Genomic DNA, 24,694 nt, shown 5'->3' with positions numbered 1-24,694 from the left:
CCTCAGCCCTCGCTCGTGCGCGATGCGCGGCGGGGACGGCCGGACATCTGCAGTTGCCGCATCAGGATGGTCACCAGATCCGAGACATCCAGGATCAACGCGATCCCGCCATCCCCGGTAATCGTGGCGCCCGCCAGGCCCTTCACGCCCTGCAGATTCTGCCCAAGGGGCTTGATGACGACCTCTTCCTGACCGACCAGGTCATCCACCACCAGACCTACCTTGCGATCGGCGGTATGCACCACGACCACATGGGCGTCCTTGCGCGGCTCGGGCTCGTGGCCCGGCTTCAGCCAGCGCTTGAGGTAGTGAATCGGCAGTGCCTGCTTGCGCACGATGATGACCTCCTGGTCATCCACGTAATGCGTCTTCGTCAGGTCCAGATCCAGGATCTCGGATACCGACGCCAGCGGGATGGCGAAGCGCCGGCCATCCAGGATCACCATCAGCGCGGGCAGGATCGCCAGCGTCAGGGGCAGCTTGACCCGCAGCGTGGTGCCCACGCCCACCTCGGAGTCGATCTCGATGGTGCCGTTGAGCTGCGAGATCTTGGTCTTGACCACGTCCATCCCGACCCCGCGGCCGGAGACGTCGGAGATCTCGGTCTTGGTCGAGAAGCCGGCCATGAAGATCACGTTGAAGGCCTCGCGATCGGTCATGCGCTCGGCCATGGCCGGTTCCATCAGGCCTTTCTCCACGGCCTTGCGCCGCAGGGCCTGCGGGTCCATGCCGCCGCCGTCGTCCTTGATCAGCAGCGCGATGTGATCGCCTTCCTGAGCGGCCCCCAGCACTACGGTCCCCTTGCGCGGCTTGCCCGCCGCCTCGCGTACCTCGGGGGTCTCGATGCCGTGGTCCACGGCATTCCGGACCAGGTGCACCAGCGGATCCGACAGGGCCTCGACCAGGTTCTTGTCGAGGTCGGTGTCCTCGCCGAAGATCTCCAGCTCGATCTCCTTGCCCAGATTGCGGGAGAGATCGCGGATCACGCGCGGGAAGCGGTTGAAGACCTTCTTCACCGGCTGCATGCGGGTCTTCATCACCGAGGTCTGCAGATCCGAGGTCACCAGGGCCAGGGAGCTGATCGCCTTGCCCAGCTCGTCATCGACATGCTGCGAGCGCAGCATGCTCAGCCGGTTGCGCACCAGTACCAGCTCGCCCACCAGGTTCATGATCTCGTCCAGGCGCTCGGTGTCGACGCGCACGGAAGTCTCGCCCTGCGGGGCCGCCCGACCGCCCCCCTCGGCACCCCCGCCGCCGGCACGCGCGCCGCCACCGCCCTGGCCTCCTGCAGGGGTATCGGCGGGCGCGGCGGCCTTCTCCGGTTCGGCGGGTTCGGGCTTCGCCGACGGGGCTTCCGCAGGTTCGTCGTCTGCGGGGCTGGGGACTGCCCCGGTAGCGGCCGGCCCGGCGCCCTTGGCCTGCAACTCGTCCAGCAGGTTCTCGAATTCGTCGTCGGTGATCAGGTCGCCGGAGCTACCCTCACCCTCCGCAGCCGGTTCTTCTCCGGCCGCATCGCCCGCGGTGGAGCCCGTCTCCACCGGCTTCGGCGGCTGATCGCCGTGCAGGCTGTCGAGCAGGGCCTCGAATTCGTCGTCGGTGATCTCGTCACCGGCACCGACCATCGCTTCGCCATCCGCCGCCGGTTCCGCATCCGTATCCGCTTGCGGTTCGGGCTCTGGCTCCGGCTCGGGTTCCGGGGGCGGCGGCGCGGCGGGCTCCGCCGCCACGTCCTCGTTGTTCGCCATGCGCCGGAGGTTTTCCACCAGGTCGGCCTCGGCGGGCGTGGGATCCACGCCGGAGCGCAGGTCCCCGAACATTACGTTCAGGGTGTCCAGCACCCGCAGCATGGTGTCCATCAGGTGACTGTCCGCCCGCCGCTCACCGTTACGCAGCAGGTTGAAGACGTCCTCCGCGTGATGGCACACGGTCACCAGGGGATCCAGGCTCAGGAAGCCGGCTCCACCCTTGATGGTATGGAAGCTACGAAAGACCGCATTCAGCAGATCCCGGTCATCGGGATTCTGTTCCAGGTCGATGAGTTGCTCGTTGAGCCCCTCCAGCAGTTCCCCGGCCTCGATCAGGAAGTCCTGAAGGATTTCGTCATTGGGGTCGATGGCCATTCAGTCTCTCCGGTCGCGTGGCGCCATTCGCATGAGGGGCACTGCCTAGAAGCCCAGGCTCGATAGCAGATCGTCCACCTCGTCCTGTCCTTGAACGACATCCGCGGCGGAATCTTGAGTCTTGGGCACGCTGGGACCGTGACCCTTGCGGTCCGCCTCGCGATCCTCCTCGCGCTGTTCAAGCGACGCCTCGGCCGCCTCGACCTGCTCCATGCGCCCGCTGGAGAGCCGGATCAGGGACACCAGGTTCTCTTCCAGGTCGGTCACCAGCTGGATCACGCGGCGAATCACCTGGCCGGTAATGTCCTGATAACTCTGGGCCATCAGCACCTCGGAGAGCAGCCGGCGCAGCTCCTCGGTGTCGTCCCCCGCCTGCGCGAAGAACGTGTCGAGCTCGCGGGCAAAGTCCCGGAACTCCTCCACCGAGAGCTGGCGGTTACGAAAGCGCGTCCACTTCGCCGTCAGGTCGGCCGCCTGCTGGCTGAACGACTCCGCGATCGGCAGGCTCGACTCAATGGCATTCATGGTGTCGTGGGCCGCCTGTTCGGTCATCGTGACCACGTAATTCAGGCGTTCCTTTGCGTCCGGGATCTCCGCCTGGGTCAGTTCGACCAGACGCGAATCGCCGCGGAAGCTTTGCAGGGCCTCGTGAAGATCGCGGGTCAGCTTGCCCAGCTCGTCGAAGAGTTCGCGGTCATAGGGGCGCGCCAGATCCTGCACCAGCGCCCGGGCGCCCGTGTCGTCGCCCGCCTCCAGCGTCTTGACCAGCTGTCGCGCAAGCTCCAGCTGATCATCGCGTGGTGGGTGTTCCTGTTCAGTCATGAGAAGCCTCTTGCGGGTACGGCGCGGAAGGTTTCGGACAACGCCCGCGGCGGTCGGTGCCACGGGCGCCGGGCATATCGGTCACAGGCGCATGATTATCCCTGTGCTTCAATGCGTTCGAAGATCTTGTCGATCTTTTCCTTCAGCGTCTCGGCGGTGAACGGCTTGACCACGTAGCCGTTCACGCCCGCCTCGGCCGCCTCGACGATCTGGTCGCGCTTGGCCTCCGCCGTCACCATCAGCACCGGCATGGACTTGAGGTTCGGGTCGGCGCGCACGGCCTTCAGCAAGTCGATCCCCGGCATGTTGGGCATGTTCCAGTCGGTGATCAGAAAGTCGAAATCGCCGTTCTGCAGCATCGGCAGCGCGGTGCTGCCGTCGTCGGCTTCCTGGGTATTGTTGAAGCCAAGATCACGCAACAGGTTCTTGATAATGCGCCGCATCGTGGAAAAGTCGTCCACGATGAGAATCTTCATTCCCTTGTCCACACGTCACTCCGGGATTCGTAGGGTGGGTTTTAGAATAACTGCAAAGCCGTACCGTCTTCGAGCCACGAACCCAGGCGGGCACGCAGTCGAATGGTGGCCTGACTTCGGATCTGGCTGACGCGCGACTCGGTCACGCCCAGCACGGCACCGATCTCGCGCAGGTTGAGCTCTTCGATGTAGTAGAGCGACAGCACCAGCCGCTCGCGTTCGGGGAGGTCGCCGAGGGCTTCGGCCAGTTCCTGACGGAACTCACCGGCCTCGAGGGTGCGGGCCGGCGACACCTCCTGCCCTTCGATCACGCGATCAGCCCCGTCGTCACCCCCGCCGAGGTCGTCCAAAGCGAACAGGTGGGCCCCGGCGTGATCCTGCAGCATCTCGTAGTACTGGTCGATCGGCACGTCCAGCTCGGCGGCGACCTCGCTGCCACGCGCCGCCCGCCCCTCGCGCGCCTCGACGGTCTGGATCGCCGCGGCAATACGCCGACTGTTGCGGTGCACCGAACGCGGTGTCCAGTCACTGCGGCGCAGCTCGTCGATCATCGCGCCACGGATGCGGATGCCGGCGTAGGTGGCAAAGGTCGCGCCCTGGCCGCCCTCGAACTGGCGCGCCGCCTCGAGCAGCCCGATCATGCCCGCCTGAATCAGATCATCCACCTGCACCGAGGCGGGGAGCCGCGCCATCAGGTGATGGGCGATGCGGTGGACCAGCTCGACGTGATCGGCAATCAGCTGTTCGTGTCCGCCGCTGGCCGCGGAGGTCGCCTGATAGCCGGAAAGTCGATTACGCGTCGTCATCATGCGCTCTGCAGCATCCGTTCCACGAAAAACCCGACGCCACCGTGGTCACCGCCCCCCACCGGCCAGCGGTCCACGGTCCGTGCCAGTTCGGCAAAGGCCTTCCCCGCCGGGCTCCCGGGGTACTGCTGTACCACTGGCGCGCGTTTCTGCACCGCCTTTCGCAGGTGATCGTCCATCGGAATATAGCCGGCCAGGTCGAGCACCACCTCCGGCAGGTAGTTGCCGCAGACGGTATTGAGCTTCTGCATCAGTCGCTCGGCGCCTTCGCGGCCGTCGACCATGTTCGTCACCATGCGGAAGCGACGCAGGCCATGATCGCGGTGCAGGACCTTGATCAGGGCATAGGCGTCGGTAATCGAGGCGGGCTCGTCGCAGACCACCACCAGGGTCTCCTGGACCGCGCGGCAGAACGACGTCACGGATTCCTGCAGGCCGGCCGCGGTGTCCACGATCAGCACATCCAGGGGTTTGCGATAGGCGCTGAAGGCATGGATCAAACCGGCATGCTCGGCCGGCGTCAGGTTGGCCATCGCCGCGATCCCGGAAGCCGACGGCACCACCTTCACCCCGTCCGGCCCCTGGACGAGCACGTCCTCCAGGCTGTCCACGTCCCCGGTCACCAGGTCGTGCAGCGTGCGCTCGGGACGCATCCCCAACAGCAGGTCCACGTTGGCCAGGCCCAGATCGGCGTCGAACAGCATGACCTCGCGCCCGAGCCGGGCCAGGCCCACCGACAGGTTCACCGATACGTTGGTCTTGCCCACCCCGCCCTTGCCCGAGGCAACCGCGATGACCTTCAACGGCTTGTTAGTGCGTGGCATAGCGCCCCTTCCCGACCGGTTGAATCAGTTCCAGCGTGGCGGGCTCCGCCGCCCGTGCCGGACGTGCCTGGGCGCGCGCGCGTCGCGGCGGTTCCATCTCCGCCAGGCGCTCGGCCGCCCAGGTCTCGCGGGCATTGGCCGCTGCCCCGGGTTCATCGGCGGCATCCTCCAGGGCCAGTCGGGTCAGATACCCGGTATCGACCCGGTGAAAGTCCTCGGCAATACGCTGGCCATCGCTGACGAACCCCAGCCCCAGGTGCTGATCGAGCAGTACGGACAGGACCTCGCCCAGCTCCTCGGCCTCGTCCAGCTTGGTCAGCACCAGCGCCGAGGGCTCCGCCTTGCGAAATGCCTCCAGCACCCGCCGCAACGCGCTCCCCTGGGTCGTCGCCGACACCACCAGCCAGCTCTCGGCCCGGATGTCCGGCGGCAGGTGCGCGAACAGGGATTCGTCCTCCACTGCACGCGGGGCCTGTCCCGCCGTATCCACCAGGATCAGGTGCCCATCCTCCACGCGGCGCGCCAGTTCGCGCAACTCTCTCGCGTTCTGCAGCACCCGCACCGAGATCCCCGCCATCTGGGCGAAGGCCTGCAACTGGCGCGTGGCCCCGATGCGCTGGCTGTCCAGGGTGACCAGCGTAACCGAATCCGGGCCCATGCGGCGGATCTGGCGCAGCGCGATGCGGGCCAGCGTGGTGGTCTTGCCAACGCCGGTGGGCCCGACCAGCGCCAGCAGGCCGCCCTCGTCCAGGATGTCCGGCCGGTGGGTGGCAATCGCGCCCGACAACCGCGCCCGCAGGCGTTCCCAGGCCTGTTCCGGCGAGCTGTCATCGAGAATGCTTCCGGCCAGGCTGCGCGCCAGGGCCTCGCTGAACCCGCGGTCGATCAGGCGCGCCTTGCATTCCGCCGCCAGCGGGTGGCGGGCCGCCCAGCGCGCCTCTTCGCTCTCCGCATACTGGCGCGTCATCAGGCTGCGCAGGTCGCGCAGCTCCTGCCGCATGGCGGTCAGCTCCGGGTCGGCCGGCCACGACGCCGCGGCCTGACCGGCGCCGCGCTCGCGGGCCGGTCGGGCGGTTGTGCTCGCTTCGCGGCTCGTCGCGGGCGCGTCCTGCGCGGCTACCGGCTCCGACGCGGCGCCGTCCTCCAGCGCCGCGACCACCTCCAGCCAGCCGTCGACCCGGCGACTGGACAGGATGACCGCGTCCTCGCCCTGCTGCTCCCGCACCTGGCGCATCGCGTCACGCATGTCCCGGGCCCGATATCGTCTGACGTTCATGCTTTTTCTCCTGCGCCGCTCGCGCGGCGGAACCCTTCATCGTGTCGTTCAGGCGGACTGCTTCTGCGACTCTTCCTGGCCGACGGTGGCAACCACCCGGATCCGGCGATTGTCCGGAATCTCGGTGAACGCCAGCACGGTCAGACTGCGGACCGCGCCGCGCAGCCACCCGGCGATCCAGGAGCGGATCTCCGGTGCCACCACCAGGACCGCCGGCTGTCCGGCCGTCTCCTGGCGGCGGGCCGCATCGGCCACCGAGCGCTGCAGCCGCTCCGCCAGCCCGGGCTCCAGTCCAACCGTGCCGCCCGAGCTCCCCTGCAGGGACTTATGCAAGAGCTGTTCCAACGACGGATCCAGCGCGATCAGGGGGAGCTCGTCCTCCGGCCCCACCAGGTCCTGCACGATCGAGCGCGCCAGGGCCACCCGCACCGCCGCGGTCAAAGTGCCGGGATCCTGACTCTTGACCCCCTCGTCTGCCAGGGTTTCGGCGATCGTGCGCAGGTCGCGGATCGAGACCTGCTCGGCCAGCAGGTTCTGCAGCACCTTCAGCACGATGGACAGGGACAGCGTCTTGGGCACCAGGTTTTCCACCAGCTTCGGCGAATGGCGCGCCAGCTGGTCGAGCAGGTGCTGCGCCTCCTCGTGGCCGATCAGGCGATGCGCGTTCTCGCGGAACACCTGTGACAGATGGGTCGCGATCACCGTGGCGCAGTCGACCACGGTATAGCCGGCACCCTGGGCCTGGTCGCGGTCCGCCGGGTCGATCCACAGCGCATCCAGATTGAACGTCGGGTCCTTGGTCGGCGTGCCCGGCACCGTCCCGAACACCTCGCCCGGATTGATCGCCAGTTCGCGCTCGGGGAAGACCTCGGCCTCGGCCACGGTCACGCCCAGCAGGCTGATGCGGTAGGCATTCGGGCTCAGTTCGAGGTTGTCGCGGATATGCACCGGCTGCAGCAGGAATCCCAGCTCCTGCGAGAGCTTGCGCCGCACGCCCTTGATCCGGCCCATCAGCTGGCCGTCCTGGGTGCGATCCACCAGCGGGATCAGGCGATAGCCCACCTCCAGCGACACCAGATCCACCGGCGGCACGTCTTCCCAGGTCAGGTCGCGATCCTCGGACCGGGCCCCGCCCTCGTCCTCCTGCGGGATGCGCTCCACCTCCACCTCGGCCTCGCGGGCCTGGCGCTTGAGCAGGTATGCCCCGCCGAAGATCAGCGCGGCCAGGCCCAGGAACACGGCATTGGGCATGCCCGGCACGATCCCCAGTGCGGCGATCACACCCCCGGCCACGTACAGCACGCGCGGGTTGGAGAACATCTGGCCGAAGACCTGCTGCCCCATGTCCTGGCTGCTGGTCACGCGGGTCACGATGATCGCGGTCGCGGAGGACAGCACCAGCGACGGGATCTGCGCAACCAGACCATCGCCGATGGTCAGCAGCACGTAGTTGGTCGCGGCATCGCCGATCGTCATGCCGTGCTGGACGGCCCCGATGGTCAGGCCGCCGATGATGTTCACGAACAGGATCAGGATGCCGGCGATCGCGTCACCGCGAACAAACTTGGAGGCCCCGTCCATGGAGCCATAGAAGTCCGCCTCGCTGGCGATCTCCTCGCGGCGCTTGCGTGCCTCTTCCTGGGTCAGGATGCCGGCGTTCAGGTCGGCGTCGATCGCCATCTGCTTGCCGGGCATGGAATCCAGGGTGAAGCGGGCGCTGACCTCGGAGACTCGCCCCGCGCCCTTGGTCACCACCACGAAGTTGATGATGATCAGGATGGCGAACACCACCAGGCCGACGGTGTAGTTGCCGCCCACCACGAAGTCGCCGAAGGCCTGGATCACCTTGCCCGCCGCGTCGGTCCCGGTGTGGCCTTCCAGCAGGATCACCCGCGTAGACGCGATGTTCAGCGCCAGGCGCAGCAGCGTGGCGACCAGCAACACGGTCGGGAACACGGCGAATTCCAGCGGCCGCGGCGTATACACCGCAACCATGATCACCACCAGCGACAGCGCGATATTGAAGGTGAACAGCACGTCCAGCGCCAGCGGCGGCAGCGGCAGCACCATCATCGACAGCATGGCGATCAGCAGGATCGGCGCGCCCAGCCCCCACTTGCCGACGTTCCCGAGGCGGTCGAAGAAGGCCATCAGCGATCCCTCCGCTTGCCGCGCTGCTTGTCGGGATCGAGATAATCCTCCGGCACTGGCAGGTCATCCGGCATCTGCGCGTCGGCGTCGGCCCGCTTGAGCTGGTAGACGTAGGCCAGGATGCGTGCGACGGCGACGAACAGGCCGTTGGGGATCTCCTGGTTCAAGTCCGTGGTGAAATAGATCGCGCGGGCGACGCGCGGCGCCTCGACGCGGACGATCGCGTGTTCCTCGGCGACCGCACGGATCGAGGCCGCGACCTCGTCGGCGCCCTTGGCCACGACCTTGGGCGCCGCCATGCGCGAGGCCTCGTAGACGATGGCCACGGCGTAATGGGTCGGGTTGGTGATGATCACGTCGGCCTTCGGGACCTCCTCCATCATCCGCCGCTGCGCCATCTCCTGCTGCAGCTGGCGGACCTTCTGCTTGACCTCCGGCTTGCCGTCGGTCTCCTTGTATTCATCCTTGACCTCCTGGCGGGTCATGCGCAGCTGCTTCTGGTGGTTCCACATCTGGAACGGCGCATCGATGGCCGCCACCACGATCAGCGCGGCCGATACCGCGATAAAGGTCCCCAGCACCAGCTGGGCGGTATGCGCGATACCCTGATGGATCGGCTCGTAGCCCAGCATCAGCAGGCGATCGGAAAAGGTGGCGAGCACCGCGACCGCGACGCTGGAGATCAGCACGAACTTGGCGAAGGTCTTGCCGAACTCCATCAGCCCCTGCCAGGAGAAGATGCGCTTGAGCCCCTTTCCGGGATTCAGCTTGGAGGCCTTCGGGGCCGCCGCCTTCCAGGAGAAGTTCGCGCCCCCGATCACGATCGGCGCCATCACCGCCGCAACGATCAAGACCCCGAACAGCGGAAACAACGTGCGCAGGGTGCGGAAGATCTCCTCGGCGAGGTAAGGCAGCAGCAGCGACGAGTCGTACGCCATTTCGGGATCGAAATCGAAACGACTGGTCATCTGTTCAGCGAGTTGCGCGCCCATGTTCGGGCCGTACATCAACATGAACGCCCCCGCGGTCATCAGCACCAGGAAGGTGCTGAGTTCGCGCGAGCGCGGGACCTGACCCTTCTCCTTCGCCTCGCGCAGGCGTTTCGGAGTGGGCTCTTCGGTTTTTTCCTGCCCGTTCTCGTTCTCGGCCATGTCAGAACCCCATCCGGGTCTGCATCAGGTGGAAGGCCTCGAGCATCAGCTCCCCGAAGCGTTCCGGCAGCCCCGGAAAAGTGAACATGAGCAGCACAAAGCCGATCAGGATCATCATCGGGAAGCCCACCGCGAAGATGTTGAGCTGCGGCGAGGCGCGGGTGATCACGCCCATGGAGATATTCACCAGCAGCAGCGAGGCGACCGCCGGAAGCGCCACCAGCACCGCGCCCACAAACATCGTCGATCCGAACGCGACCAGCGCGTAGAAGGCCTCCGCGTTCAGGCCGGTCGGGGCGATGGGCATGGTCTCGAAGCTGGTCAGCATCAGTTCCAGCGCGATCAGATGGCCGTTCATCGCCAGGAACAGCAGGGTCGAAAAGATCACGAAGATGGTCGATACCACTGGCACCTGCACGCCCTGGGCCGGGTCCACGATGGACGCGAAACCCAGCCCCATGCCCAGCGCGATCACCTCGCCCGCCTGGGTCACGGCGGAGAAGACCATCTGCAGGATGAAGCCCATGAACACCCCGATCGCGATCTGGTGCAGCGTTACCACCACGCCTTCGAGGCTCAGGGGGTCGATATCCGGTAGCACCGGCCCCTGCATGGCGACGAAGATGGCCAGCAGCAGCGCCAGCCCCATGCGCACCCGAGCGTTGACCGTGTCGGCGCCGAAGATCGGCATGGCGACGAGCATGGCGCCAATGCGCGCGAACGGCCACAGGACCGCCCCCACCCACAGCACCAGCTGTTCCGCCGCCAGGGTCATCGGTCTACCCCACCATCCCCGGCGCGCCCTCGTAGAGGCGCTCGGTGTAGTCGATCAGCAGCGCCAGCATCCAGTGCCCACTGATCAGCAGGGCCGCGAACATGGCCAGCAGCTTGGGGATGAACGACAGGGTCATTTCCTGCACCTGGGTGGCGGCCTGAAGCATGCCGATCGCCAGGCCCACCGCCAGCGCCGTCAGCAGCGGCGGCGCGGCCAGAAGAACCACCACCGTGAGCGTCTCGCGCCCGATATCGACCACCAGTTCGGGTGTCATCGGAACCTCCTAAACAAAAAAGCTGGTGGCAAGGGTGTTCATCATCAGCGCCCAGCCATCGACCAGAACGAACAGCATCACCTTGAACGGCAACGAGATGATCAGCGGCGAGAGCATCACCATCCCCATCGACATCAGGACCGAGGCCACCACCAGGTCGATGATCAGGAACGGGATCAGGATCAGGAAGCCGATCTGGAACGCGGTCTTGAGTTCGCTGGTGATAAACGCCGGCACCAGCAGGCTTAGCGGGATATCGTCGGCATCCTCGAAGCCGTCGATCCCGTTGATCTCGGCGAACATCGCCAGGTCACTCTCGCGGGTATGCGCCAGCATGAACTCGCGCAGGGGCTGCACCCCGGCCTGCAGCACCTCCTCGGTCCCCATCTCCTCGTTCACGTAGGGCACAAACGCGGTGTCGTAGATCTCCTCGAACACCGGGGCCATCACGAACAGGGTCAGGAAAAACGCCAGACCGATCAGGATCTGGTTGGACGGTGTCTGGGTCGTACCCAGGCCCTGGCGCAGGATGGCCAGCACCACCAGGATGCGCGTAAACGCGGTCATCATGATCAGGATCGACGGCAGCAGGGTCAGCAGCGTCATCAGCAGGATGATCTGCAGCGTCACCGAATAGGTCTCGCCACCATCCCCGTTGGTGGTCACCGTCAGGGCCTCGATGCCCTGCGCGACCTGCGCTCCGGCCAGGCCCGGCAGGGCCAGCAGAGCCAGCCCCAGCCCAATCCGCAGCAGCACCGACATCACGACTGCCCCCGCTCGCCGGTGACCGGCGCACGCCGCGTCACCGCGCGCTTCAACGCGCTCGAGAAGTCCGGGGTCTCGCCGGCCGGGGCCAGTACCGGTTCGTTCATGGTGTGCAGCGTGCGCATGCCGGCGGGCCCAACCCCGACCAGGACCTGTTCGTCCCCGACCTGGACCAGCACCAGGCGCTCGCGCGCGCCCACCGAGCGCGCCGCGACGATCTCGATCACCTGGGAGCCGCGATTGAGCCCGCCCTGTGTGCGCCGCAGGACCCAGCCCAGCACCACGATCGCGCCGATCACCAGGACCAGACCGCCGATCAGCTGGGCCAGATACCCGGCGGCGCCGCCGCTACCCCCCTCGGCGAGGGCGGTCAGTGGCCAGAGGTTCCCCGTAACGGCCGTCAGGACGAGGGCCGCGATGTGCGTATAGCGTTGATTCATGGCTATTTAAGCTTGCGGATCCGTTCGCTGGGGCTGATCACGTCGGTCAGCCGGATACCGAACTTTTCGTTGACCACCACCACCTCGCCATGCGCAATCAGCGTCCCGTTCACCAGCACATCCAGGGGCTCGCCGGCCAGGCGGTCCAGTTCCACCACCGAGCCCTGGTTCAGCTGGAGGAGGTTGCGGATTGGAATGCGCGTGCGGCCGATCTCCATGGAGATGGTCACCGGTACATCCAGGACCATCTCCAGGTTCAGCTCCTCCCCGTCGCCCTGCACCACGCCGGAGAGCTGCTCCGGCTGCAGGGCCTCCGCGCCCGGGTCCGGCTTGTGCTTGCGTTCCCGCTTCTCGGCCTTCGGCGCTTCCTGCGCCGGGTCCTCGGACGCCCCGCCCTGTGCCTCGTTCAGCAGCGCGTCGGGGTCGGCGGCTGCCTCGCCATCCTCGTCCTTCTGCTCCGCCAGGGCGGCCGCCCACTCGTCGGCCAGGGCCTGGTCATCGGAACCGCCCTCCGTCTCCGGATTCTCGGCGGCGGCCTCCGCGTCGGGGCCGGGGGTGTCCTGTTTGGGATCGTCGGTGTCTGCCATGCTGCGGCCCTCTATCGTTTGATGATCCGTTCCGAAATCTGGATCGCATTCAGCCCATTGGATACGCCGAACTTCCCGCGGAACATCGGGATGTCTTCGACCTGCAGGGAAATCTTTTCGGGGAGATCAACCGGGATGATGTCGCCCGGCTGGATATCCAGCAGCTCGCGCACGGTCACCTCGGTCTCGGCCAGGATGGAGCTGATCTCGACCTCGGCGGTCTGGATCTCCTCCTGGAGTGCGTGCATCCAGCGCTGGTCCACGTCGGAGCGGTCCGACTGGATACCGGTATCCAGCTGCTCGCGGATCGGCTCGATCATCGAGTACGGCAGGGTCACGTGCAGGTTGCCGCCGCCCCCGTCGAGCTCGATGTGGAACTCGCTGATCACCACGATCTCGGTCGGCGAGACGATATTCGCGAACTGCGGGTTGACCTCGGAGTTCAGGAACTCGAACTCCAGCTCCATGACCGGCTGCCAGGCCTTCTGCATGTCCTCGAACGCGCCTTCCAGCACGCCGTGCACCACCTTCATCTCCATCGGGGTGAAGTCACGCCCCTCGATGCGGGTGTAGTAGCGCCCGTCGCCGCCGAAGAAGTTGTCCACCAGGATGAACACCAGCTTCGGGTCGAACACAAACAGCCCGGTACCGTGCAACGGATGCGCGCGCACCAGGTTCAGGCTGGTGGGCACGAACAGCGAATGCATGTACTCGGAGAACTTGGTGATGCGGGTGCCGACCACCGAGATCTCGGCGGAGCGACGCAGCACGTTGAACAGACGGACCCGCAGGTGACGCGCGAAGCGCTCGTTGATCATCTCCAGCGTGGGCATGCGCCCACGCACGATCCGGTCCTGGGTGGCGAAGTTGAATTCGCGTGCCTGGCCATCACTCGGATACGGGTCTTCGGTCTCGACGTCGCCCTCGTCCACGCCGTGCAGGAGGGCATCGATCTCGTCCTGGCTGAGGATATCCGTCTGTGCCATGACGGGGCTCCTACTGCATCACCAGTTCGTTGAACAGCACGGCCTCGACCGCGTCCGGGGCATCGCGGGAACGCAGGATCCCGGCGATCGTCTCTTTCAGCTCTTCCGCCAGGGCCTCCTTGCCCGCGCGGGTATTGAGATCCTCGTAGCGCTGTTCCGCCAGGATGCCCAGGAGGTCGTTTCGGATTGCCGGCAGGTGCCGTTCGAAGGCCTCGGCGACCGCCGGGTCATGGGTCACCAGCGACAGTTCCGCGCGCAGGTAGCGGATGCGCCCCGGGGCCTCGATGTTCACCGTCATCGGCTCGAGGCTGGTGTACAGCCGCTCGGGCGGGCCGGCTTCGACCTGCTCGGTATCGTCACCGTCCGCCATCAGGAAGAACCAGGCGGCGGCCGCACCGCCGGCTACGAGAAACAGGACGACCAGGATCAGGACGATCAGCTTGCCCTTCCCGCCCTTCTTCGGGGCGCCGCCTTCGTCGTCGTCCAGATTGACTTCCTTCTCTGCCATATCGCACCCGCTGTCCGGTAAACCGAGGATTCGTTCTCGGTACAAACCTTAGCAAGGCTGATGCCAGAAGTCGTTTTAGTGTTTTTAATCCGTCAGTTACGGGTGGTCACTGGCGGTTTTCCGGGGCAAACGCGGGCGCGGAAAACATGAAGAACGTCAAGAATCGGCCGCCCGGCCGCCGTGAAAGACGGAATCTTGGCGGCACACGGGAACAGGGAGAACCCGGCATCAGCGCAGGAACGAGCCGGCAGCCACGGCCACAGGCCGCGGCTGCCACCGGGCCGGAGGGATCAGGCAAACAGGTCCAGGCGCCGGTTCAGCATGGAGAGCGTGCTGCCATCGGCGGCCTCGCGGTCCTCGGCCTCGGCGGCCTCGTCATCCGCCGCGAGCGCCGTCTCGCCGGCCTCCTGCTCCGCCTGCTCCTCGGCCGCGTGGTCGGACACGGTCGCATCGTCCAGCATCAGGCCGCTCTCGGCCAGGCTGTCACGCAGGCGCGGCATGGCCGCCTCCAGCACCTCGCGGGTCACCGGATTGGCACTGATGAACTGGATACTGGTGCGATCACCCTCGACCAGCACACGCACATCCAGGCTGCCCAGTTGCGGCGGGTGCAGCTTGAGTTCGGTACGCCCGCCCTGCGCCTGGGCCAGCATGCGAACCTGGTCGGCCAGCTCCCGGGCCCCGTTGGGCTGCTGCAGGAGTCGTGTCAGATCGAGGCGCGGCAGCGCCCGCGCCCCGTCCGTCCCTTCGGCCTGCCCGAGCCCCTGGGCCGGCAGCACCCCGCTCAGGGGGTCGGAACGGCCGCGGCGCGCCTCGTCACCCCCCTGCCCCATCCACTGGGCGAGGATCTCCAGGACGTTGTCGCGGGCCATGCCTCCCTGCGCACCCATCACGTCGGGCTTCAGGGCAACCGCGCCATCGCGTCCGGCGTTGGCCTGGGCCGCTTCGACGAACAGCCGCATGACCGCGGCCGGCAGCGGCTTCACCGGCAGGGCCCGCTCCTCGCCTCCTCCCCGGGCGGGGGTACCTTCGGCGCGGGGCACCTCGGCTCGTCCCGGTTCCTGGGTCGCAGCCATCAGCGCGGCGACCGGCAAGGCATTGCCACCCCCTTCGGGATCCGCGGCCAGGGGCTGCCCGTCCAGCAAGTCCTGGAGTCGCGCCAGCATCGCCTCCAGGTCCAGGCCTTCCAGTTCCTCGCCGGGAACGCCCAGGCTGGCCAGCAGCGACTCCATCTGGGGCTCCAGGATGGCCAGGAAGTCCTCGCCGTCCTGGCCCTTGAGGCGGCCTTGCAGGCCTTTCAGGTCGTCCAGGCCCTGCATCGAGCTGCCACCCAGCAGTTGCAGCAGCGGCAGCATGCCCTGGCCCGTATTCTGTGTTGCGATCATTGCCGGATCCTCGGTCTGCCGGGGTCATCCCCGGGCCCTTGCCTCAATCGATACTCAGGGTCCATTCAAGAACCCTGCCAACGCGCGTCTGCCTCGCGCGCATGGGCCTGGCGGGTGGCCCACATATCCTGTTCCGTCTGCTGGCGTCGCGCGTCATGCCGCGCGGTCTCGGCCCGCCGGCGCTCGAGCAGCTTCTCCAGCGAGAGGCTGTTTCGATGGCGTTCCAGCCACTCCTGGCGCGCCGTCTCCACCTGGGACTCGGCCGCCTGGATGCGCAGATCCTGCTGCTCCAGCGCGGAGCGCAACTGGTCGCGCATGCCGGCCAGCCACTTCAGCGCATTGGCATCGTCCGGCAGGGTTGCCTGCAGGTATTCCCGCTGATAGGTCTCCAGGCGCTCGCGCTGGCCGGCGATGGCATCCAGTTGCTGCAGCCGCTCGCCCAGCTGGCGCGTCGCCTCGCTTTCCTCGATCTTGCGCAGCCGCAGCAGGCGCTCCAGGCGCTTCGGGTTCATGCCGCGCCACCCCCGACCAGGGCCAGCAGATCATCCCGGGCGCGGTCGAAGCTGACGGCCTCGTCGCGGCCCTGCCCCAGATAGGCCTCCAGGCGTTCATGCATCGCCACCGCCTCATCCAGATGCGGATCGGCGCCCTTGCGGTAGGCCCCCACCGCGATGAGGTCGCGATTGCGCATGTAGGTGGCGGCCAGATCACGAAAGCGGCGGGCCGCGCGTTCGTGTTCCGGAGTGATCAGTGACGACATCACACGCGAGACCGACGCCCCGACATCAATGGCCGGGTAGCGGCCCGTCTCCGCGATCTCCCGCGAGAGCACCACATGACCGTCGAGGATGGCCCGCGCTGCGTCCACGATCGGGTCGTTCTGGTCATCACCCTCGGCCAGCACGGTGTAGAAGGCCGTGATCGAGCCCCCGCCGACATCGCCATTGCCCGCTCGCTCCACCAGCTGTGGCAGGCGCGCGAACACCGACGCCGCATAGCCTTTGGAAGCCGGTGGCTCGCCAATGGCCATCGCGATCTCCCGCGCCCCCTGGGCAAACCGGGTCAGGGAGTCCATCAGCAGGAGCACGTGCAGCCCCTGGTCCCGGAAATGCTCGGCCACCGCCGTGGCCACCCAGGCACCATGCTGGCGCAGCAGCGGCGACTGATCCGCGGGAACCGCGACCACCACGGTACGGGTACGCGACTCCTCGTCCAGGATCTCGTGGATGAACTCATTCACCTCGCGACCACGCTCGCCGATCAGGCCGACCACGATTACGTCCGCTGTGGTGTTGCGCGTCATCATGCCCAGCAGAACGCTCTTGCCGACCCCCGAACCCGCGAACAGGCCCAGCCGCTGGCCGCGCCCCACCGACAGCAGGCCGTTGATCGCCCGGATCCCGACATCCAGCGGCTCGCGCACGGGCGCGCGCTGCAGAGGGTTGATCGGACGCCCGGCCAGTGGCCCAAAATCATGGGTACGGATCGGCCCCTGGCCATCCAGGGGCGCCCCGTTGGCGTCGATCACCCGTCCCAGCAGCCCCTCGCCCACCGGGATCTGGCGCTGGTTGTCCAGCGGTTCGATGCGCGCCCCGGGGGTCAACCCGGTGGCCAGCTCCTCGGGCATCAGGAAGGTGCGCTCGTTCTGGAAACCGACCACTTCCGCCGGCACCGGCTCCCCGGTTTCGCCGTGGATCAGGGCGCGCCCGCCAATCGGCAGGCGCAGGCCCTCGGCCTCCAGCGTCAGGCCGGTCAGGCGTGACAGATGCCCCTCGGACTGTGGCGCATTGACCCGCTCCACACGCCCCCGCGTCTGCTGCAGTCGGTCCAGCAGACCGGTGCTCAGGCGCTCGCGTCGCTGGCGATGCAGGTCGTCGATCGGGCTGCTCATGGATCCTCCGGCGCCGGTTCGTGTGCGGAGTCCGCAGCGCCCTCGCCCCCGGCCTTTTCGCCTGCGAGCGGGGTTTCCCCGTTCCACAGGGCCTCCACCGCATGCTGCAGGCGCCGTTCCAGGCTCGCGTCCACACTGGCCGCGCCCGCCTCCACGCGGCAGCCGCCGCGCGCCAGGCTCGGGTCCTCGATCCAGGTCACCTGCGCACCGGCACGTTCACCATAGCTCTCCACGAGGCCCTGGTCCTCCGGGTTCAGGTGCACGCGCACCTCCTGATTGCGGCCCGGCAACTGCGCCAGCGCCTGCTCCAGGACCGTGCGAATCTGCTCCGGCCGGGTCTCCAGCTCACCCTGGATCACCTTTCGTGCCAGCACCGTTACCAGCGCCAGCAACTCCGGCTCCAGGGCGTCGGCTGCATCGGCCAGCGGATCGGCGAGACTGCCGGCCACCGCCTCCAGTGCGGCCACCGTTTCGCGCAGTTTCTTGTCCTCGCGCGCCCGGGCCGCCTTTTCCGCCTCCTTCTGGCCCAGTTCGTGACCTTCGGCATAGCCAGACTCGAAACCGTTCTTGCGCGCCTCTTCCTCGATCGCCTCGATCTCGGCGGCGGTGGGCAGACGGCGCGGCGGATGGACACCGTCGTCACCGATCTCCGGCGGCTCCCACAGCGACGCCGAGGCGTCGGTATACAGCCTGGCCGCCGAGCTGTCGCTCACAACATGGCCTCGCTACCGCCACCGCCAAGCACAATGTCGCCGTTCTCGGCCAGGCGCCGAGCCACCGACAGGATCTCCTTCTGCGCGGCCTCGACCTCGCTGACACGCACCGGGCCCTTGGCCTCGAGATCCTCGCGCAGCATCTCGCCGGCACGTTTGGACATATTGCGAAAGATCTTGTCCTTCAGGTCGTCGTCGGCGCCCTTCAGCGCAAGCACCAGGGATTCGGTCTGGATCTCGCGCATCAGCGTCTGGATGCCACGGTCGTCGATATCCACCAGGTTATCGAAGACAAACATCTCTTCCTCGATACGCGTGCCCAGATCGGAATCCGACTCCTTGATCGTCTCCATGATCTCGGCCTCCCGCGAACCCTCCATCAGGTTCATGATGTTGGCCGCCGAGCGCACGCCCCCCAGCATCGAGGTCTTGCTCGCCGCATTACCGGAGAGTTGCCGGTCGAGGATCTCGTCGAGTTCCTGCAGGGCCTGGGGCTGCACGCCATCCATGGTGGCGATGCGCATCACGATGTCGGACTGCACCCGCGCGGGCAGGTACTGCAGGGTGTCGGAGGCCTGGTCGGAATCGAGATGGGACAGCACGATGGCCACGATCTGCGGATGCTCATTGCGCAGCATGTCCGCGATGGCGCGCGGGTCCAGCCACTTGAGGGCCTCGATGCCCTTGGAATTGCGTCCCAGCAGGATGCGGTCGATCAGGCCCGAGGCCTTGTCGCCCAGCGCGCTCTCCATGACGCTGCGCACGTATTCGTCGGCGCCCACGCCCAGCGCGGTCTGTTCCTGCACATGGGTGGAGAACTCGTGCAGCGCGGCGTTCACATCGCTGCGCGAGATGCGGTCCATCGAGGCCATGGCGGTGCCGATCTTTTGCACCTCCTTGGGCCCCATGTGGCGCATGACCTCGGCGGCGGCATCCTCGCCCAGGCTCATCATGAACACGGCGGCGCGCTCGGCGCCTTCCAGCTTGGAGTTCTTGTCAGCGGCCATCGTCACCCAACCAGGTCTTCATTACCTGCGCCACGCGCTTGGGATCCTCGCGGACCATCTCGCGCACGGCCTCCAGATCCATCTCCTGCTGATCCGGACCCTTGGGACCCGTCAGCGCGGCCACGGCCGAACCCTCGCTCGGCCCCATGCCGGCCTCGCCGCCGGACTCGTCGGTCAGGGCCTCGCGGTCATCCTCGCGCCGCGGGGGCGGTGCCGGACGCTTCATCAGTTGCTTCATTGCCGGGCGCACCACCGTCAGCAGGATGATCAGGGCCAGCAACAGCGCCGCCACGATCTTCAGCACCTCGATAAACCAGGGCTGCTCCCAGAAGGCGATCTCCTCCGCCGGGATCTCGTCCGCGGGCGCCTCGAACGGCGCGGTCACCACATTGATCGTATCGCCTCGTTCGGCGTTGAATCCAACCGCCTCGCGCACCAATGCCTCGATGCGCTCCAGTTCCTCGGCGTCCCGCGCCACCTGCACCGTCTCGCCGTCCTCGTTGACCTCCTGACGGAAGTCCACGACCACCGCGGTGGAGACCCGGCGCACGCCGCCCGGCATCTCGCGGATGTGGTTGATGCGGCGATCGACCTCGTAGTTTCTGGTCACGTTGGTGCTGCGACTGCCCGGGAGCGGCGCCGGAGCAGCGGCACCTTCCTCGCCCTCTTCCCCGACCACGCCGCCCTCGGGGGGCTGATTGGTCAGCGCGCCCGGGACGCCCCCGGCACCGCCTTCGGGACCCGTGCGCTCTTCCTCCCGGCTTTGTTCGGACCGCAGCGCGATGGTCTCGGGATCGTACAGCTCCTCGGTTCGCTCCACGCGCGAGAAATCAATATCGGCATTGACCTGAACGCGCACCTTGTCGCGCCCGACGATCGGGATCAGGAGATCCCGAACGCGGTCGGTATAGCGGTTCTCCACATCCCGTGTGAAGTTCAGGCGATCGCCACTGCCGCCCATGCCCGCCTCGCCGCCGTCCTGGGTCAGCAGCGTGCCGCGCTGGTCGACCACGGTGACCCGCTCGGGATCCAGATCCGAGGTGCTGGAGGCCACCAGATGCACGATGGCCCCCACCTGCGTCTCGCTCAGGGATCGTCCGCCGCGCAGGTGCACCACCACGGAGGCGCTGGCCGGCCGGCGGTCGCGCACGAACACCGACTGTTCCCCCTCGGCAATGTGCACCCGCGCGCGATCCACCGCATCCAGGGATGCGACCGTGCGCGCCAGCTCGCCTTCCATCGCCCGGTGATGACGCGCCCCCTCGATCATCCGACTGGTGCCAAGCCCGGTGTCCTCCTGCAACAGTTCGAAGCCGAGGTCGCCGGAGCGCGGCAGCCCTTCGCCGGCCAGCTGCAGCCGCGCGTCGGCGACATCGCCCTGCGGGACCTTCACCTGCCCGGTCGTGGAATCCACCTGGTACTGGATGCCGGCCTGCGACAGCACCTGCACGACCTCGGCCGCGTCCTCGGCGTCCATGCGCGGGAACAGCGGCACGTAGGTGGGGCGCATGGCCCAGTAGAGCAGCGCCACGATCACCACGATCGCGCCGGCCAGCATCCCGATCAGGGCAAGCTGGCGGCCCGCGGGCATCCCGTTGAACTCCTTGAATCCCCCGGTCACCACCGCGGGCAGGGACTGTGCATTGTCGGCCATCGTCCGTTCTCTCCCTCAGCCCGTCCGGCCGATCAGACCTGCATCCGCATGATTTCCTGGTACGCCGTCAGCAGCCGGTTGCGCACCTGGTTGGTCGCCTCGAAGGCGATGCTGGACTTGCTCATTGCGGTCATCACCTGCGGCAGGCTGACGCTGTCGTCGCCCAGTTCAAAGCGCGTCTGCAGATCCGTAGCGGTCTGCTGGGTCTGGTTCACGCCGCGCAGCGACTCGGTCAGCACGTTCTGGAAATCCGCCCCGCCCACCCGCTGCGGTTCGCGATTGGGCTGGGCCGGGTTGGTCCCCTCGATCCCGCTGGTCTGCGTCAGCTGACGCATCTGCTGCAGGACGTTCTGAATCTGCATCTCGCTCATCTTTCCTACCCTCGGGGGTTCTCGCTATGGCGACCCGGCGCTCTGCACGGAACCCTTGTGCTCCCATGTGCGCGGCTTACCGTTTTCTTCAAAACTCCAAGCAATCCATATGCCAGCCTCGCTGGGCGTCATCCCGACGCCGGAACCGCAAAGCCGTTCTCGCGCAGGCGCGCAATCTTGTAACGCAATGTTCTGGGGCTGATTCCCAGTCGGTCCGCGGCCTCCTTGCGCCGCCCGCCGGACTCGCGCAGGACATTCAGGATCACCCGGCTCTCCTGGGTCTGCAGGGTCTGCTCCAGCATCGGCGTCGGGTTTTCGTCGCTGGCCGACCACTCGGGCGTGTTCATCCGGATCGCCTGATGGCCGGAGTCGCCCGAGCTCCAGGGCGCCAGCATGTCCGCATCCAGCCAGACCGCCTCCAGCGTCACCCGGTCGTCATCGCCTTCGTGCAGCGTGATCGCGCGCTCCATCACATTGGCCAGCTCGCGGACATTGCCCGGCCAGTCGTGCTCCCGCAGTCGCCGCTGCGCCGCGGCGTCCAGTTCCCCCAGGCGCCCGCGGCTCAGCCGCCGCAGCAGGGCCTGTGCCAGTGGCACGATATCCTCCGGGCGCTCCCGCAGCGGCGGGATGCAAAGCGGGAAGACGTTCAGGCGGTAATACAGATCCTCGCGCAAGTGGCCTTCGGCCACCGCCTCGCGCAGATCGCGATTGGAGGTGGCGATCACCCGCACATCCACACGCTGTGCCTGGCGCCCGCCCAGCGGCTCTACCTCCCGCTCCTGCAGCGCCCGCAACAGCTTGGCCTGCAGGTGCACGGGGATTTCGGTCACCTCGTCCAGCAGCAGGGTCCCGCCGTGGGCCCGCTGGAACTTGCCGGGCCGGGCCTCCAGCGCACCGGTAAAGGCGCCCTTGGCATGCCCGAAGAGCATCGCCTCCAGCATGGCCTCCGGGAGCGCGGCGCAGTTGATCGCCTCGAACGGCCCGCGGCTGCGGGGGGAGCGCGCGTGCAGCTGCCGCGCCAGGACCTCCTTGCCCACCCCTGACTCGCCGGTCACGAAGACCGTGGCGGCGCTGCGCGCGATCCGCGATACAAAACGATCGATCCCCTGCATCGCAGCACTGCGGGCCACCAGCGCCGGCGCTTCGAATTCCTGCGCCGAGACCAGCAGCGGCCGCAGCCACTCGGCCAGAGCGTCCGCCATCTCCGGCAGGGCAAAGTGCGCGTCCACCCCGGCTCTCATGGCCGACAGCTCGCGTTCGCGACTGGCTTCCAGACTGATCGCGGCGACGCAAGATCGCGGTTCGGGAAGGACTTCTCCGCTCAGGGCGGGTTCACCGCCCAGCAGCACCGCTGCGGGACGGGCCCCTTCCACGGTTTGCGGCAGGTCGGCCGCTTTGCAGGCCTGCAGTCGGACTCGAGGAATCGTGGCCAGGACCCGGACCACGGCCTCGCGCAGTGCCGGTTCGGCATCCACCAACAGGATTGTGGCTCGCGACATGAACGTCTTCCCATAGAGATTCGGGGAAGGTTCAGCAAAAAACGCGCCAGCGTTACAGGTAACTGATTAATTGGGGGTTTATCCAAAACGGGAGGGCAACCCGTCAAGCATCCGTCGACCGTCGCGCGGGAATTCAGGGCTTGTGGTGACGGGATCCCGACCTCCACTACGGTCCGGCCCCGCCTGGCCGGAGGCCGGGTCAGGCCTTGCCGAGCCCGAACTTGCGCATGCGCTCCACGAGTGTGGTGCGGCGCATCCCCAGGCGACGCGCCGCGCGCGCCACCACGTGCCCGGTCTCGTCCAGCGCGCGGGTGATCATGTCGCGTTCGAGATCATTGAGGAAGCTGCGCAGATCGACCCCCTCCGGCGGCAGTCCACCGGCCAGCAGGCTGGCGCCCGCCGACCCCGACTCGGTGCCGCCGGGTGTGGGGGAGGTCACGGCCAGATCCTCGATCCCTTCCGGACGAACCCGGGGGGGCAGTTGTGCGAGGTCCACCGGCAGGTCGGGATACATGATCGCCAGCTGTTCCAGCAGGTTGGCCAGTTCGCGGATATTGCCGGGCCAGTTGAGCTGCCCCAGGTGCGCGACCACGGCCGGCGTCAGGTGGGCCGGGGTCATGCCCTGCTCGCGCAGGCGTTCTTCCAGCGCGCTGATCAGTTGCGGCATATCGCTGGTGCGTTCGCGCAGGGGCGGCAATTCGATGGGGAACACGCTGAGGCGGAAGAACAGGTCCTGGCGGAAGCTGCCATCCGCCACCGCGTCATCCAGGTTGCGATGGGTGGCGGCAATGATTCGGGCCCGCGCCGGGAGCGACTTGTTGGAACCCACACGCTCGAAGACGCGTTCCTGCAGCACGCGCAGCAGCTTCACCTGCATCGGCAGCGGCATGTCGCCGATCTCGTCCAGGAACAGCGTGCCGTCCTCGGCCAGCTCGAAACGCCCCGCGCGGGCGGTGAAGGCACCGGTGAAGGCCCCCTTCTCGTGCCCGAACAGCTCGCTCTCCAGCAAGTCTCCGGGGATCGCGCCGCAGTTCACCGCCACGAACGGCTTGTCCGCCCGGTCCGAGGCGTTGTGGATGGCGCGGGCCACCACCTCCTTGCCGGAGCCGGTCTCGCCCAGGATCAGCGCGGTGGCGTCGGTGCGGGCCACCTGGCCCACCAGGCGCTTGACCGCCTGCATGGTCGGATGCGACCCGACCAGCCCGGGCATGTCGTCGTATCCCGGCTCGCGGCCGAACCGAAGCCACTGCAGGACCTGCGAAACCCGCGCGATGGAAAGCGGGTGCTCCACCACGCAGTCCACCCCTTCGCCCTGGACCTCGCCCCCGTCGGTAGGCTGCACGACCACCGCGGCGTCTTCCGTTCGTGCATCCTGCAGCCGGGCGGACAGCTCCGCGGCGGGTCCACAAAGCCAGATCGCGGCGGGGGCGACGTTCTCGAAGGTGCCAGTGGCCGGCTGATGCTCGGCCTCGCAGCCCAGGCAGTTCAGGATCGCCCGGGTGGCATCCGTCGTGCCCGAGTCACCGCTGAGTGCAATACGCATCGCCTGTTGCTGTTCGCCCGGATCCCGCATACCGCTGTGCCCCGATGTTCGCGACCGGATGTGGCAACGGGTGACGCCCGGCCCGCATCCGATGATGTGATCGAGTTCGCAGTATCCTGTCTAATTGCGATTGCCGTCAACTTTCTGGCGTTTCTCCGCCACCTCGCGGCGGTGCAGGCGGAAGATCCACCGCCCGAGCGCCTCTTCCAGAGGCCCCTCGACCCCCGTCCAGCGAGTCATTTGCTGGCCTCCGCGGGTTGTCGGAGTCTCGACACCCAGGACGCAGGGCTGCGGCAGCAAGCGGCTCAGATAGACCTCCACCCGCTCGCAATCCTCGGGCAGCGTGCCCGCGGGCAGCACCATGCCACGCCCGCTGAGTACCAGCTCGACCGGGTCCGGGCGTTCCGGGTGCAGCGACTCCGCCACCAGATGCAGCAGCAGGTCCAGCTTGTGTTCCAGGCGCTGCACCTCGGGGGCGCCCTCGTCCTCGTGGGGCATCGCTCCGCGCGGGTGTGCGTCGTCGAACAGGTCGAGGCTCTCGATCAGGCGCTGCGCCAGCACGGGGTCCGTAACCGGGCGTTGCGACGGGCCGATCATGAGGGTCGTCGTAACCCGCAGGTCCTCCCCGAGGAATTCGTCCTTGCTGGCGTCATCCATGTCCGTACCCGCC

24 protein-coding genes and 1 pseudogene are annotated in these 24,694 nt (G+C 67.4%); all 25 read right to left on the bottom strand.

Annotation, left to right across the window (positions count from 1 at the left end; all coding sequences use genetic code 11):
• Window positions 1-2 precede the first annotated feature (2 nt).
• The 25 genes and pseudogenes from H609_RS0105530 to H609_RS0105410 all read right to left on the bottom strand — a co-directional run bounded on the left by H609_RS0105530 (window position 3) and on the right by H609_RS0105410 (window position 24,681).
• On the bottom strand, window positions 3-2,120 hold the full coding sequence (locus H609_RS0105530; protein WP_028484502.1) for a chemotaxis protein CheA: 2,118 nt from the start codon (window positions 2,118-2,120) through the stop codon (window positions 3-5).
• 45 nt (window positions 2,121-2,165) lie between these two features.
• A complete protein-coding gene (locus H609_RS0105525; RefSeq protein ID WP_028484501.1) occupies window positions 2,166-2,942 on the bottom strand; it encodes a protein phosphatase CheZ in 777 nt (258 codons plus the stop codon).
• Between the two features lie 95 nt (window positions 2,943-3,037).
• On the bottom strand, window positions 3,038-3,418 hold the full coding sequence (cheY, locus tag H609_RS0105520) for a chemotaxis response regulator CheY (RefSeq protein WP_017942246.1): 381 nt from the start codon (window positions 3,416-3,418) through the stop codon (window positions 3,038-3,040).
• A gap of 41 nt (window positions 3,419-3,459) precedes the next feature.
• Entirely contained in the window at window positions 3,460-4,227 is a 768-nt protein-coding gene (locus H609_RS0105515; protein ID WP_018875438.1) for an RNA polymerase sigma factor FliA, read from the bottom strand.
• Window positions 4,224-5,048: a MinD/ParA family protein gene (locus H609_RS0105510; RefSeq protein WP_038028158.1), complete on the bottom strand. Its 825-nt coding sequence runs from the start codon at window positions 5,046-5,048 to the stop codon at window positions 4,224-4,226. Before H609_RS0105510 ends, H609_RS0105515 begins: the two co-directional genes overlap by 4 nt.
• A 168-nt stretch (window positions 5,049-5,216) precedes the next feature.
• Window positions 5,217-6,324, bottom strand: a pseudogene (flhF, locus tag H609_RS0105505) (flagellar biosynthesis protein FlhF); the annotation flags it as partial.
• Between the two features lie 48 nt (window positions 6,325-6,372).
• Entirely contained in the window at window positions 6,373-8,475 is a 2,103-nt protein-coding gene (gene flhA, locus H609_RS0105500; RefSeq protein ID WP_018866259.1) for a flagellar biosynthesis protein FlhA, read from the bottom strand.
• Entirely contained in the window at window positions 8,475-9,626 is a 1,152-nt protein-coding gene (flhB, locus tag H609_RS0105495; protein WP_028484500.1) for a flagellar biosynthesis protein FlhB, read from the bottom strand. The genes flhA and flhB overlap by 1 nt, the downstream gene beginning before the upstream one ends.
• A gap of 1 nt (window position 9,627) precedes the next feature.
• Window positions 9,628-10,401 carry a flagellar biosynthetic protein FliR gene (gene fliR / locus H609_RS0105490; protein ID WP_018866257.1) on the bottom strand — a complete coding sequence of 258 codons (774 nt, stop codon included), beginning with the start codon at window positions 10,399-10,401 and terminating at the stop codon, window positions 9,628-9,630.
• A gap of 4 nt (window positions 10,402-10,405) precedes the next feature.
• Entirely contained in the window at window positions 10,406-10,675 is a 270-nt protein-coding gene (gene fliQ, locus H609_RS0105485) for a flagellar biosynthesis protein FliQ (protein ID WP_018866256.1), read from the bottom strand.
• A 9-nt stretch (window positions 10,676-10,684) separates the two neighbouring features.
• The gene (gene fliP, locus H609_RS0105480; protein ID WP_018866255.1) at window positions 10,685-11,437 is read right to left on the bottom strand and encodes a flagellar type III secretion system pore protein FliP; all 753 of its coding nucleotides are present in this window, start codon (window positions 11,435-11,437) and stop codon (window positions 10,685-10,687) included.
• Window positions 11,437-11,880: a flagellar biosynthetic protein FliO gene (gene fliO / locus H609_RS0105475; RefSeq protein WP_028484499.1), complete on the bottom strand. Its 444-nt coding sequence runs from the start codon at window positions 11,878-11,880 to the stop codon at window positions 11,437-11,439. Before fliO ends, fliP begins: the two co-directional genes overlap by 1 nt.
• Before the next feature lie 2 nt (window positions 11,881-11,882).
• Entirely contained in the window at window positions 11,883-12,467 is a 585-nt protein-coding gene (gene fliN / locus H609_RS0105470) for a flagellar motor switch protein FliN (RefSeq protein WP_018875433.1), read from the bottom strand.
• Between the two features lie 11 nt (window positions 12,468-12,478).
• Window positions 12,479-13,453 carry a flagellar motor switch protein FliM gene (fliM, locus tag H609_RS0105465; protein ID WP_018866252.1) on the bottom strand — a complete coding sequence of 325 codons (975 nt, stop codon included), beginning with the start codon at window positions 13,451-13,453 and terminating at the stop codon, window positions 12,479-12,481.
• Between the two features lie 10 nt (window positions 13,454-13,463).
• Window positions 13,464-13,961, bottom strand: coding sequence for a flagellar basal body-associated protein FliL (gene fliL / locus H609_RS0105460; RefSeq protein WP_018875432.1), 498 nt, complete (start codon window positions 13,959-13,961; stop codon window positions 13,464-13,466).
• A 290-nt stretch (window positions 13,962-14,251) separates the two neighbouring features.
• Window positions 14,252-15,346 (bottom strand): flagellar hook-length control protein FliK, encoded by a 1,095-nt coding sequence (locus H609_RS0105455; protein ID WP_018866250.1) that lies wholly within the window; start codon window positions 15,344-15,346, stop codon window positions 14,252-14,254.
• Between the two features lie 65 nt (window positions 15,347-15,411).
• The gene (gene fliJ / locus H609_RS0105450; RefSeq protein WP_018866249.1) at window positions 15,412-15,858 is read right to left on the bottom strand and encodes a flagellar export protein FliJ; all 447 of its coding nucleotides are present in this window, start codon (window positions 15,856-15,858) and stop codon (window positions 15,412-15,414) included.
• Window positions 15,855-17,237: a FliI/YscN family ATPase gene (locus H609_RS0105445; protein ID WP_028484498.1), complete on the bottom strand. Its 1,383-nt coding sequence runs from the start codon at window positions 17,235-17,237 to the stop codon at window positions 15,855-15,857. Before H609_RS0105445 ends, fliJ begins: the two co-directional genes overlap by 4 nt.
• Window positions 17,234-17,950, bottom strand: a complete 717-nt coding sequence (locus H609_RS0105440; protein WP_028484497.1) for a FliH/SctL family protein — start codon at window positions 17,948-17,950, stop codon at window positions 17,234-17,236. The genes H609_RS0105445 and H609_RS0105440 overlap by 4 nt, the downstream gene beginning before the upstream one ends.
• Window positions 17,947-18,957, bottom strand: coding sequence for a flagellar motor switch protein FliG (fliG, locus tag H609_RS0105435; protein WP_018866246.1), 1,011 nt, complete (start codon window positions 18,955-18,957; stop codon window positions 17,947-17,949). Before fliG ends, H609_RS0105440 begins: the two co-directional genes overlap by 4 nt.
• Window positions 18,947-20,611 carry a flagellar basal-body MS-ring/collar protein FliF gene (gene fliF, locus H609_RS0105430; protein ID WP_018866245.1) on the bottom strand — a complete coding sequence of 555 codons (1,665 nt, stop codon included), beginning with the start codon at window positions 20,609-20,611 and terminating at the stop codon, window positions 18,947-18,949. Before fliF ends, fliG begins: the two co-directional genes overlap by 11 nt.
• 32 nt (window positions 20,612-20,643) lie before the next feature.
• The gene (fliE, locus tag H609_RS0105425) at window positions 20,644-20,982 is read right to left on the bottom strand and encodes a flagellar hook-basal body complex protein FliE (RefSeq protein WP_028484496.1); all 339 of its coding nucleotides are present in this window, start codon (window positions 20,980-20,982) and stop codon (window positions 20,644-20,646) included.
• A gap of 128 nt (window positions 20,983-21,110) precedes the next feature.
• Entirely contained in the window at window positions 21,111-22,481 is a 1,371-nt protein-coding gene (locus H609_RS0105420) for a sigma-54-dependent Fis family transcriptional regulator (RefSeq protein ID WP_028484495.1), read from the bottom strand.
• Window positions 22,482-22,680: 199 nt separating this feature from the next.
• Window positions 22,681-24,054, bottom strand: coding sequence for a sigma-54-dependent Fis family transcriptional regulator (locus H609_RS0105415; protein ID WP_028484494.1), 1,374 nt, complete (start codon window positions 24,052-24,054; stop codon window positions 22,681-22,683).
• Window positions 24,055-24,144: 90 nt separating this feature from the next.
• Window positions 24,145-24,681 carry a PilZ domain-containing protein gene (locus H609_RS0105410; RefSeq protein ID WP_018866242.1) on the bottom strand — a complete coding sequence of 179 codons (537 nt, stop codon included), beginning with the start codon at window positions 24,679-24,681 and terminating at the stop codon, window positions 24,145-24,147.
• Between the last annotated feature and the right edge of the window lie 13 nt (window positions 24,682-24,694).

Source organism: Thioalkalivibrio sp. ALE17 (genome assembly GCF_000425605.1).
Lineage (GTDB): Bacteria > Pseudomonadota > Gammaproteobacteria > Ectothiorhodospirales > Ectothiorhodospiraceae > Thioalkalivibrio.
This window is presented reverse-complemented; position numbering and strand designations above follow the sequence as displayed.